Source organism: Bacillus sp. RC242, assembly GCF_044908245.1.
GTDB lineage: Bacteria > Bacillota > Bacilli > Bacillales > Bacillaceae_G > Bacillus_A > Bacillus_A mycoides.
Window position 1 is genome coordinate 290,711 of record NZ_JBIYCZ010000005.1, and the last position, 12,019, is coordinate 302,729.

The window sequence follows — 12,019 nt, forward strand, 5'->3', positions numbered from 1 at the left end:
CAATTTCTTTTTAAATTTATTTGTACCGTAATAAATATCTCTATTCTTCTATAGGATTCTCAGGCCCGTTAAGCTCCAATTGATAAAAGGCTAAATCCAGCCATCTATTAAACTTATAACCAGCTTTTTGTATTGTTCCGGCATGAACAAATCCATAATTTTGATGCAAGGCAATACTTTTCTCATTTTCCGCATCAATTCCAGCAATTAAGGTCATATATTCTCTTTCTTTTGCAAATGTGATTAATTCTTCCATCAAAGAGGACCCAATACCATTTTTTCTATATTCCTTATCAACATACACAGAATGTTCAATTGAATATTTGTAGGCAGGCCACGCTCTAAATGGGCCGAATGTCGCAAATCCTACTACTTTATTATCTAGTTCGTATACGAAAATTGGATAGCCATCAGCCTTTTTTTGTTCATACCAATCTATTCTATTTTCAAGGGTTACAGGTTTATACGCATATACAGCTGTTGTATAAACTATCGCATCATTATAAATATCTAAAATACATGCTAAATCTTTTTTTGTTGCTTCCCTTATCATTGTTTTCTTCCTTTCATAATGGTTATCTTCTAAATGGTTTCATATTATCGGAATTTCTGATTCATTTCCACATACGAATACTAGCTTTTCGGAAACCATCAAATATATTAATCGCAGCGGACAACGTATAAATGATAATTCCACCACCAACTAACCACGTTTTAAATCCCTCTGGGGAAATCGTAAACACATTTGCCACATACGTAATGAATCCTTCGTTAAATAAATGAGGATTTACTACAATTATAATGAATACTATTGTTCCGGTTATTTGAAGAATTGTATTTCCAATTGCCAATCTTGTCGTCCATTGTCCCTGTACTAACTTATAAAGAGATATAGCTACTTCGAAAACGATCATAACCACAACGATTGGCCAGTATTGAAGTAAAACATCTTGATTAAACGTTGGCACTACAAATTTCAGGCCATTTTCAGTACCTTCATATACACCAACAAGGTGATTTGCATAAAAATAAAATGTCGCCCATATTGCTGTCCACATCAAACCTCCAAAAACTTCAAACTTTGAGATTGACTTTTTCTTTGGAACATACGAGATATTTTTCAAATCATCAGGAGTCCATTTTTTTAAACTTGTCGTCAACGGTTGGGTACCTTTGTCTTTATCTGTTCTTTCTAAAATAGCAAATACAAGTGTCAACCAGAAAAATACATGGAGGCCTACTTCGATAATTTCCCCAATGCCTTTACCTATCAATTGTAAAATAACATTTAATACTGCTTGATCACCAGTATAGCCTATAAAATTTTCTGCAATCATTGCAATGAGTGCGATAACAGCTGCAATTGGTATAATCATTTTTAATAACGTCGTATATACATCAAAATAGCGTGGTCCAATTAAATGCATCGGTCTATCCAAATACCCATTAGCCAATGAAACTGGGCTCCCCAATTTTTCAAGGACACTCTTTACATCTTCCTCATTGTATTCATCAGGTAACATATCCTCTATAGTTGACCGAAGTTCTAGTGTAATATCTTCACGATTTTTTTCAGGTAATCTCTTCGCAACCTCCTGAATATAAACCTCAATTAAATTCATTCTCGTTCTCGTCCTCCTCCTTTAATAAGTTATAAAGTTCTTTCGAATCCTTTATCCACTCCTTTTTCAATTGTAAAAATATCTCTAATCCATATTCACTTAAAATATAATACTTACGAGGTCTACTCTCCGTTTTATCCCAACTACTCGTCACTAGCTCCTGCTTTTCTAATCGGCGAAGTAGTGGATATAAAGTACTTTGATCTATCATGATTCCTGATTGCTCCAATAATTGGACAAGTGAATAACCATACTGCGGTGTTCTTAATTGGCTTAAAACTGCTAATGTCAACGTCCCTCTTCTTAGCTCAGTAATTAATGAATTTAATAAAGTATCCATTTACCCACCTCATTTGCATTACTATATGTCATACAGTATATGTTTTATACTATGTATCGTATAGTATAGTTGTGACAAAAACAATCTTTTTTTATAAAAATCAGAAAATAAGAACACAAACTATATAATTTGTGTTCTTATTTTCTTGCAGCTTACTAACAAACTTAAATACCATTAATACTTTTAACGATGTACCTCTGGTAATATAAACACTCCTTTTTCTTTAGAAAATGGGACAACTTCTACAATCGCCTCAACATTAATTACTCCATATACATGCGGGTATTCTTGACCGTTTGAAGCAAGTTCATATTTTATTTCTGCTTTTACAAGAGATGGATCTATTGTAAGTAATAAAACATCTTTTTCATGATTGAAATGTTTTTGAGCAACTTTTAAAGCTTGGTCTAATAATGAACAATGAATAAATCCCTCTTCTTTAAGTGAAGCTTCATTAATCTCTCCAATGTTTTTCGTGATTCTCCAATTTCTTTTTGTTATTACTTTTGTAATCATAGTTACTCTCCTTTTTTAATATATGTAATGATATAATAATACTAAAATTTTCAACACATGATTAATAGATTGGAGACTTATAATGGATAAAAAATTAGAAGAGATCATTGTAAAATCATTTTTTACTAAACGACTTCAAGGTAGAATCATGTTTGAGCTTTCTTCTACTAAGAAACGTAAAGATGCGATAGGTCGACTTTGCCATAATTACAGAACTACGTTACGTGAAGAATATATGATTGAAATTCCTAAACCTAATTCGTGTCCAATTGATATAGGTCGTCTGTTAAAAAAACATGGGGCCGATGATTCTTGCTACGCCATATCATGGGACAGAAAAATTGATGGGAAAACCCTCCCTTTGCTAGACGCATTAGAGGCTGCTGTTGGAATGGGAATGCCTTCTATTCTATACTCAATTACAAATCAAGTTGCGTATTTTGAAGCAGAACAAGAAACACTTCCATCACCAAGATTTATACTCAAGAGGCAATGATACATCTTGTTTCTTACTATATAAATAGCTTAGAGTTTGGTACGCATGAATTTCCATCAGGTTATTGCGGAGATTTAAACGAATGTAAAGAAAAACTTCCATATATGATTCAATTAATTGAGAGAATTCGGGATGAGAACATAAAAGAACAAATAATATGGCAAATACAAGAACAACTAGACTTAATTCTAGATTGGTTAAAGAATACACAAAATCCGGTAGATGCTGTTCGTCTATGGGAAAAAGAGCAAATTAAAGAATTTGAGAATATGATATTTTATTATTTAAAAAACAGCTTAGATCGTTAATTCATATACCTTTTAACTATAAAAAGAGGATTTTCATGAACTACTAGAAAATCCTCTTTTTTATTTATTTTAATCCCTTAATTAAAGGTGATACTTCCCCGCTATAGAAAATCCATAAATCATGAAGCGATCTCGTACATCCGACATACAATAATTTCGCATCATGTTTTGTATTTTTGTAATGTTCCTCATCAACGTCGATTAGAAGTACGGCATCAAATTCTAATCCTTTCGCCAAATATACAGGTACTACCGAAATACCACCTTCATATTTGCTTTGATCTGCTTCAATGACATTAACAGTCAACCCTACATTTGTTAACTTCTCATATATATCACGGCATTCATCGTCTGTTCTTCCAATTACCGCGATTGTTTTCACATCTTCAGTTTGCAAATGCTGTAATGTCTTTAAAACTTCAGTAAATTGGTCCTCTGCCCGGATTACTTTCACGTCTTCACCGCTACGGAAAACTGGTGTTGCGAGTCCTACTGGAATCTCTGCATTTTTAATTATTTCATTCGCGAATTCAATAATTTCTTTTGTAGAACGATAACTTCTCGTCAGTTCATAATAACCTGTTTCTTGGAATACTTCCTTAAAAGCATTCCAGTCTTCAATTCCTTGATAATCATAAATCGCTTGAGATAAATCACCTAATATGGTGAAAGAATTACCTAGTGTAATTTCTTTTAATACATACACTTGGAATGGTGAAAAATCTTGTGCTTCATCAATAACGATGTGATGAAACTTCTGTCCGATTTCAATTCCATTTATGCGATGGTGTATGTAAATTAAAGCTGGTAAATCTTCTACATATACTTCTTTTTTACGGCAATTCTTTTCTGTTTCTTGAACAAGTTCTTCAGGTAATACTTCGAGTATTTCTTTACTCTTCATCATCGAACTATATAGTGAAAGTGGGCTCATTTTTGGCCAAAAATTCATATATGTGTTTAATCTCTTTGTTGCTTCTTTTTTTAGTAACTTTTTCTCGTTTGTTTCTCCAAACTTTTTAAGTTCAATTTCAATCCAGCGCTTCATTCGGCCGACTAAACGTTCTCTTCTTTTCTTTAATGGATAATGTTTATATTCAACTTGCATCCATTTTTTAACGTCTTCCACTGGAATAACTGCTTTATCCCATGCCTCAAAATCTTTTGTCGGTACTAATTCTTTTTCAAATTGAATCATTCTTTCTTCAATAAACGACTTAAATTCCAGCGTGCCTTTCAATTTACCTAGCATAACCTTTTTTTCATCGCGATTAATTGAGAAAGCTTCTTTCAATTTTTCTTCTGTCTGCTTCAGTTTCACCGAACCATCTAACAGACGCAATGCCCAATCTGGAAACGTTGTTTGACTAATATTTCCTACCCCTAACTCAGGAAGTACACTTGAAATATAGTCTAAAAACAAACTGTTTGGAGCGAATACGATCATTCTCTCCGCTTCAAGTTGTTCACGATATTCATAAATTAAAAAAGCAAGGCGATGTAAAGCGATCGTTGTTTTTCCGCTCCCTGCAACCCCTTGAATTAATAATGGTAAGTTTCTTTCCGCACGTATAATATCATTTTGCTCCGATTGTATAGTCGAAACGATATCTTTTAATTTATTATCTTTATTCTCACCTAATCGATATAGAAGAAAATCATCAGCATGTGAGACATCTTCATTTCCTTTCACATATGTATCAACAACACGTTCTAGTTCTCTCTTTCGAATCGAAATGTTTCGTTTTAAATAAACATCGCCTTCTACTAATCCGTCTGGTGAATGATAAAATGCTAATTCTTCACCACCGGTAAATGAATAAAACATACTTGCGACAGGTGCACGCCAATCAATTACAATTGGTTTCATCGTATCTTTATCTGAAACACCTACTTTACCGATGTAAATCGGCATTACGTCTTCCTTGCCATCCTCCTGAAAGTCTAATCTTCCAAAATACGGCTCATGTACACCAATACGTAAGCTTTGTCTATTAGACTCCCTCATACTTTCAAGAATTTGCTCTTTAAAATCTTCTCCATAATAAACCGGGATTTTTTCAAGCTGTTCTAATTGATCATCCATCGTACTTAAAGTATCTTTCATTTTTTGTAACTCTTCGTCAAAAATGTTGTTCATTTGATGATTCCCTCCTGTCCGTTCCAATTTTTTCAGTCGAAATATAATTGTATTAAAAATCCATTCATAAAGTCAATAGTTTTAGTAAGAATTTTCTAAATTAAAAAAGAGTAGAGATTAATCCCTACTCTTCCTTACTTTAATTCGATATGCCAAACATTCATTTAATGTTGCCAATTCTTTATATTTTCGTTTTTCAAAATCATATGCTCCCCCAGGGAAGACTCCCATAATACTTAAACCAGCTTCAGCACATAGATTGCTAATCTCATCTACCGTATAACATCGTAAAGACTGTGTTACTACATCATTTGGATAATTAGGGTCCCGCCAATGATCTAACATTCTTTCATTTATACTATCATATTCGTATTTTCGCATAGCTGCGCTTAAGGACATTTCTTGTCCACTTACTTTTTTCCAATACAATGGTTGATAAATATCAATAAGTGCACATCCATCATCCTTCATCCAATTTTTAATCCGTTTTAATAGAATCAATTGCTCATCATCTGTTCCTACACCAAATCCGTCTAAATAACTAACAACATCAAACTTTTCTTCAAAGTTAATTTTATAAAAATCAGCGCAATGAATATCTATATTATTAGTAGAATGTTCTTTTGCAAACATAACTAACTCTGGTACAAGTTCAACCGTAGTCATTTTCACTTGTAACCTAGACATCGCCCTTGCAAATCTGCCATTTCCTGCTCCTAGTTCTAACATCGTTTGAAATGGATGACCAACTTGTTCTTGAACTTCTTTAGCAACCTGCTCTAACCAGCTTTCTGTATTGATATCGTAATTCGACAGTTCGAATTGTTTTTGGTAAAATTCCTTCACATTTAATTCGTTCATTATTATTCTCCTCCTGCACTAGATTTTTCTGCTACAGGTGAGAAACTAAATTTCTGACATCCATGAAAAAAAACCATTCTTATTTCTCTACATTTACAATTTATCAAAATAATAAGAATTTTGAAAGTACCAATATAAAAAGCAGATAACGGTCGATTCCACTATCTGCTCTATAGCTGCTTTTATTTTCCTTGTTGATACTCCACCCAATCACCAGAAATGATAACTTTCTTTAGCATCTCTTTATCTTGAGCAATATACACAAATGCACGTATTTCTCTATCACCTAAATAAATCGTTTCGGTGATTCGGTCATATAAATCACTCTCTGCATTACCTGTGTATTCTTCAAGTTCATCTAACTTTTGCAGAACATCATCATTTACTTCATAAACTTCTCCGTATACCTTTTCCCCATTTGAACAAATCATTGCAGGATACCCTTCGTATGTATCAAATAATTTACCATACGTCCATGCTTCGTCTGCGATGCATATTGCAACTTGCATAAAATGAGCATTCGTTTGCTCTTTTCTTAACGTGCCATACACGAAAACGTGATGCATAAATCCCTATCCCCTTTATATGTCTCTACTTTCTAATTTGTAAATAAGCACGAATCATAAAGTAACTCACTTCATTTGGAAGTTGGTCCTTAATCGATTTCAGACCACCCTCTGCATTTTGCACGGCAGTTTCAATCAGTGATTCATATTCTGCAGGAACAAAACTGTTCCATTCTACTTCCATTCCATCTTCAAAGCAGCGAATTAAATGATTTTCAATTGTTTGTCTTGATAAGCTACGTTCTTTCGCAATTTCATCTAGATCAATGCCTTGTTTATACATTTCATACGTTTCTAAATGAGAATTCACTGACGCTTTTCCTGATTTTTTACTCTCTGAAACAACTTCAGTCTTAATTGTTTCCGCATAGTTTGGGTTATCCTCAATAAAGTGCTGAACTGCTTGTAAGAAGTGAGACCCGTACTTCACGAGTTTGTGTTCTCCGATTCCTTTTACAGTTAGGAGTTCGGAGTCACTTTGTGGCATTTTCGCACACATATCTTTTAACGTTTGGTCAGAGAAAATAACGAACGGCGGTACACCTTCTCCTTGTGCAATTTCTTTACGCACTTCACGAAGCACTTCAAATAAAGGATGGTCTTGAACAATTTGTCTCGTTTCTACTCGTTCTTTGCGTAAAACATTCTCTTTACCAAGTAATACTTCTTTTCCTTTTTCCGTTACTTTTAATGTTGGATACGTACCATGTTCAACTGCAATTAACTCATCTGAAATTAAAAACTCAATAAACTCACTGACTTCTTTTACACTACGGTTTGATAAAAGACCGTACGTTGGCAAAGTATGAAAATTAAATTCAATGACTTTCTTATTTTTAGATCCAGTTAATACTTGTGCAATCATTTGCTTTCCGAATCGTTGGTTCGTCCTAATCATACAAGATAGTACCATTTGGGATTCTCTCGTCACATCGATACTTTCACGGTCGTCCGTACAATTACCGCAGCGACCACAATCTTCCTTCGGCTCTTCTCCGAAGTATTGCAAAATAAATGATTGTAAACATTGTTCTGTATGACAATAATCGGTCATATTTTGGAGTTTTTCAAGCTCATTTGAAAAACGTGATTCTCCAGTTGATTGATCGATTAAAAAGCGTTGTACTTGCACATCTTGAGAAGAATATAACAAAATACATTCACTATCTAATCCATCACGACCAGCACGTCCTGCTTCTTGATAGTAACTTTCCATATTTTTTGGAAGTTGATAATGGATAACGTAACGTATATTCGATTTATCTATACCCATTCCAAATGCAGATGTTGCCACCATAACACTTATTTCATCTCGTAAAAAGAGTTCTTGCTGTTCATTTCGATCGTGATCGCTCATACCTGCATGATATTTCGATACCGAAACTCCTGCTTTCCCTAGATCTTCATATAACTGATCGACTACTTTTCTTGTAGCTGCATATATAATCCCAGATTCCTTCTGATTTTGACGAATATAATCTGCTAAATACGCATTACGATCCTGTCCTTTAATTACTGAAAATGATAAGTTCTCGCGCTCGAACGTTGTCATAATTGTATTTTCTTGATTAATTTCAAGCGTACTACAAATATCATCACGTACTTGTGGTGTTGCCGTTGCCGTTAAAGCTAAAACGAGCGGTTTTTCTGGAAGATAATCTAATATGCGATGTATATGTAAATAACTTGGACGGAAATCATGACCCCACTGCGAAATACAGTGCGCCTCATCAATCGCAATCATTGGAATTTTCATATCGATAAGTTGGTCAACAAACTCCATAGAATCAAGACGCTCAGGCGCCACGTAAAGCAATTTGTAATGTCCTTGTTTCGCCAATTGAATTCGTTGATTCGCTTCTGTAATAGAAATAGAACTATTAATATATGTAGCGGAAATACCGTTTTGTATTAATGTATCTACTTGATCTTTCATAAGTGAAATCAAAGGTGATATAACTAATGTCGTTCCTTCGAATACTAATGCGGGAATTTGATAGCAAATTGACTTACCACCGCCCGTTGGCATAATACAAACTGTATCTTTCCCATCTAATACATTTTTAATTGTTTCATCTTGTCCTCTTCGGAATGACGAATAACCGAAATAAGACGCTAAAAGTTCTTGTGCTTTTGTAAACAAAAAAGAGTCACCTGCTTTTCTTTATCTTTCATCTATTCCCATTATATCATCAAACTGATTCTCGCCACTTTGAATTTTATAAGTATTTGAGTTCTATTTGCTTCTTACGTTTTCCAACATAAAAAAACAAATCTAGTACACAAGAAGAAAGAATTTCAAAATAAATATTCATTTAATTTACCTTCCTAGAATACTACTAATCGTATACATATGAATTTAAGGAGGTTAAATTATGAAGAGTCGTTACAATAATTCCAACAAACCTAAAGCGTCAAATAAACAACTCCAATTCTCTAATAATGATGCGTGGAAATATGAATCATTTTATAAGTATCAGCCCTTATTTTCTTATAGCAAGCTTATGAATTTCCTTTCTCAACTTTTTAAACGTTAATACATGTGCCAAATATATATCATTCAAACAAATTTTCTCAACATATAACTTATAGACTTACTACAATACAGTTGTTACCATATATAATAATCTGTTAGATAAACCCCTTATGTTGACCTGCTTAAATTAGCAGGTCTTTTTTTACACTTACATATCGCAATATATCGTAGCCTGGTTGAAAAGTCTTTTCTCCATTTTAGAACCCTATTCCGCTCTCCACAAATGATTATAATTCCAAAAAGCAAAATATAAATCCGCTACATTCATACAAGCAATTCATTTTTTCTCAATACACAAAGTGAATTTCATTTGTTACTATAAAAGTACTCTAGATGAGTTTTTGCTCATCAACATTATCTAGTTAAAAAGTACTCTTCTTATTTGGACACATTTACCAGGTTTTTTTGAAAGAATTTTATGTTAATATTACGTAGTCGAGTCCGACATCTCGACAATACCCTTTAGAGGTCCTGTAATTTCCCTTGCAGGACCTCTATTATTTTAAAATTCTTTTGATTTATATATATCATAAGTATATTTTTCATTCCCCTTCAACTTTCTCCTTTTCCAACTCTCAAAAAAACTCTTGGACACGTAACTTAAAAATAATGTTTATCATATTGTGAGATATACATGTTCAAAGGAGTGTAACTATTTATGTATACTTATTGGCAATCGTATTACTCCCCTTATCATATCACTAATGGAAACTTCGATTCATTTGTAAGAAATTACCCAGTTAGTAAAAACGAAAACTTTCTAAAAGGATATATGCGTTCTTTATGGGAACAACACGTTGCTTGGACACGATTAGCCATTATAGGCATCATCTTTAACTTGCCCGACGTAAACGTTACCGTTGGACGTCTTCTACAAAATGCAACACACATGGGGCTATCACTTGAACCATTCTACGGAGAAAATGCAGTAAAAAAATATAGTGCATTAATTAAAGACCACTTAACAATCGCTGCTGATCTTGTTAAAGCCGCAAAAGCTGGTGATCAAAACGCAGCGGCCGCTATAGAAAAGAAATGGTACGCTAATGGAGACGAAATTGTTGAGTTTCTAACTAGTATCAATCCATATATAGAAAAAGAAGAATTTAGAAAAATGTTTTATGAGCATTTAGCGTTAACGAAAGCGGAAGCACTTGCCTTCCTAAATAAAGATTATGATGCCAGTGTAAAACTATACGATAAAATTGAAAAAGAAGCATTAGAAATGGCCGACATGATAACAGACGCAATCGTAAAACAATTTCCGCAAGTATTTCAATAAAAATAAGCCGATTTGAAAAAACAAATCGGCTTATTTAGCTTTCTATCAATGATATTTCACTACTCCTCTTTACATTTAACGTATATCGATATATTTTATTAATATCCGTTTTTTATAGGAGGAAATAGTTTGATTAACGCAATTGGTCTCGTATTTATTCTCACAAATAAGCACGAGAAAAAGAAGAAAGTTTATCTGAATGAAAAATTCGCATTAATAGACATTATTGATTCTAAAGAAGTATTTGATGATGAAGGTAACTCATTAGTAGAACTAACATGTAAATACAGCATATACTTAGACGAAAAATACTACTGTAAATCTCTCGATGATTATACTGGACAAGTATTCCCCTTCTTAAGCGCAAAAATAGGAAAGGGACTTCTTAGAAACTTAAATTATTACTTTTCTTACGTTGATGCCTATGATAAAAAACCACCTGTTAAAGAAATAAGACCGCTTATGAAACAAGTAACTAACAGATAGCGGACAGTATTCAAAAAGAAAGCACCTAACTTCAGATGCTTTCTTTTTTTGAATCAGTAACTCTCTAACTTTCATCTCCTTCTAAATATATATACCCACGCATACTTTAAAATAAAAACATTGGAGGATTAGGCTGAATGAAATATTCAGAATCAATCGTAAGTAAACGGCTTCGAAAACTTAAAACAACTGGTATGTTTTTTATACTATTTTTAATCGCATGGATTGGATATACAAAATTCCTTTATGGAAATGGTTTTCTTCTAGAAAAGAAAAATTCAGTTGAAGTAATGAATACTAGCGTTACTGGAGAAATAGAAAAGAATTTCGATGTAAACTTACAAGGTTTTCGTAAAACGAACCTTGATACACTTATAGATGCAAGTAAAACCGATCCGAGCGAACTATCATTAATTGAGCTCATCAATAAATCTTGTTCACAAGATTGCACAAGTGAACCTTCAACTTACGTTAAATCAAACCACGGATACATCTTTTATACAGAATCTAATGGTACGAATGTAGCTTTAAAAATAATAAAACAAGATTCATGGGGAATTGAAAAGAAATCCGTTCAAAAAGGAATTTAAAAGGTTCATACAAAAAAGAGTACTTTACTTCAAAGTACTCTTTCAAAGAAAATTACCACTTACGGCATTTGTCATCATCGTCGTCACGTTTACGATTGCGACGGCAATCATCACAATCACAGTCACGTTTACGTCTACAACCACAATCATCACAATCTCTGCGTCTACATCTTCCAAACATTAAATCATCCCAAAATCTATTACAATCTCTGCGTCTACAACCACAATTATTACACATGAATATGACTCTCCCCTAATATAAAATAGAATTCATCA

Annotated in this window: 13 protein-coding genes and 1 pseudogene; 5 read left to right on the forward strand and 9 right to left on the reverse strand. The window is 33.4% G+C overall.

From position 1 onward, the window contains the following. Positions 1-40: 40 nt before the first annotated feature. The 4 genes from ABH957_RS12480 to ABH957_RS12495 form a co-directional block, all read right to left on the reverse strand. Positions 41-553 carry a GNAT family N-acetyltransferase gene (locus ABH957_RS12480; RefSeq protein ID WP_002147366.1) on the reverse strand — a complete coding sequence of 171 codons (513 nt, stop codon included), beginning with the start codon at positions 551-553 and terminating at the stop codon, positions 41-43. Between the two features lie 61 nt (positions 554-614). Continuing rightward, positions 615-1,622: an HAAS signaling domain-containing protein gene (locus ABH957_RS12485; RefSeq protein ID WP_404448777.1), complete on the reverse strand. Its 1,008-nt coding sequence runs from the start codon at positions 1,620-1,622 to the stop codon at positions 615-617. After that, a complete protein-coding gene (locus tag ABH957_RS12490; RefSeq protein ID WP_404511340.1) occupies positions 1,609-1,962 on the reverse strand; it encodes a PadR family transcriptional regulator in 354 nt (117 codons plus the stop codon). The genes ABH957_RS12485 and ABH957_RS12490 overlap by 14 nt, the downstream gene beginning before the upstream one ends. 183 nt (positions 1,963-2,145) lie before the next feature. Beyond that, positions 2,146-2,478 (reverse strand): DUF952 domain-containing protein, encoded by a 333-nt coding sequence (locus ABH957_RS12495; protein WP_404448775.1) that lies wholly within the window; start codon positions 2,476-2,478, stop codon positions 2,146-2,148. Between the two features lie 82 nt (positions 2,479-2,560). Here ABH957_RS12495 and ABH957_RS12500 point away from each other — a divergent pair, with 82 nt between their 5' ends. Together ABH957_RS12500 and ABH957_RS12505 are read left to right on the forward strand one after the other, a co-directional pair. Continuing rightward, positions 2,561-2,974, forward strand: a complete 414-nt coding sequence (locus ABH957_RS12500) for a hypothetical protein (RefSeq protein ID WP_404511342.1) — start codon at positions 2,561-2,563, stop codon at positions 2,972-2,974. Next, positions 2,962-3,282 (forward strand): annotated as a pseudogene (locus ABH957_RS12505) (hypothetical protein); the annotation flags it as partial. The gene ABH957_RS12500 and the pseudogene ABH957_RS12505, both read left to right, overlap by 13 nt. Positions 3,283-3,346: 64 nt before the next feature. Here the strand turns inward: ABH957_RS12505 and ABH957_RS12510 are convergent. The 4 genes from ABH957_RS12510 to recQ form a co-directional block, all read right to left on the reverse strand. Next, complete coding sequence (locus ABH957_RS12510; RefSeq protein WP_404511344.1) at positions 3,347-5,422, reverse strand: HelD family protein; 2,076 nt, start codon at positions 5,420-5,422, stop codon at positions 3,347-3,349. A 117-nt stretch (positions 5,423-5,539) separates the two neighbouring features. Further along, positions 5,540-6,283, reverse strand: coding sequence for a class I SAM-dependent methyltransferase (locus ABH957_RS12515; RefSeq protein ID WP_404448769.1), 744 nt, complete (start codon positions 6,281-6,283; stop codon positions 5,540-5,542). Between the two features lie 182 nt (positions 6,284-6,465). Next, a complete protein-coding gene (locus ABH957_RS12520; protein WP_404448767.1) occupies positions 6,466-6,849 on the reverse strand; it encodes a gamma-glutamylcyclotransferase family protein in 384 nt (127 codons plus the stop codon). 25 nt (positions 6,850-6,874) lie between these two features. Next, on the reverse strand, positions 6,875-8,992 hold the full coding sequence (recQ, locus tag ABH957_RS12525; RefSeq protein ID WP_404453608.1) for a DNA helicase RecQ: 2,118 nt from the start codon (positions 8,990-8,992) through the stop codon (positions 6,875-6,877). A gap of 1,051 nt (positions 8,993-10,043) precedes the next feature. Here recQ and ABH957_RS12530 point away from each other — a divergent pair. From ABH957_RS12530 to ABH957_RS12540, 3 genes are all read left to right on the forward strand, one after another. Then, entirely contained in the window at positions 10,044-10,667 is a 624-nt protein-coding gene (locus ABH957_RS12530) for an acetylglutamate kinase (protein ID WP_219302618.1), read from the forward strand. A 129-nt stretch (positions 10,668-10,796) separates the two neighbouring features. After that, entirely contained in the window at positions 10,797-11,153 is a 357-nt protein-coding gene (locus ABH957_RS12535) for a hypothetical protein (RefSeq protein WP_000606233.1), read from the forward strand. Positions 11,154-11,290: 137 nt separating this feature from the next. Then, the gene (locus ABH957_RS12540) at positions 11,291-11,743 is read left to right on the forward strand and encodes a hypothetical protein (RefSeq protein WP_113938505.1); all 453 of its coding nucleotides are present in this window, start codon (positions 11,291-11,293) and stop codon (positions 11,741-11,743) included. 52 nt (positions 11,744-11,795) lie between these two features. Here ABH957_RS12540 and ABH957_RS12545 read toward each other — a convergent pair whose 3' ends face one another. Then, entirely contained in the window at positions 11,796-11,981 is a 186-nt protein-coding gene (locus ABH957_RS12545) for a hypothetical protein (protein WP_002085081.1), read from the reverse strand. Positions 11,982-12,019 lie beyond the last annotated feature (38 nt).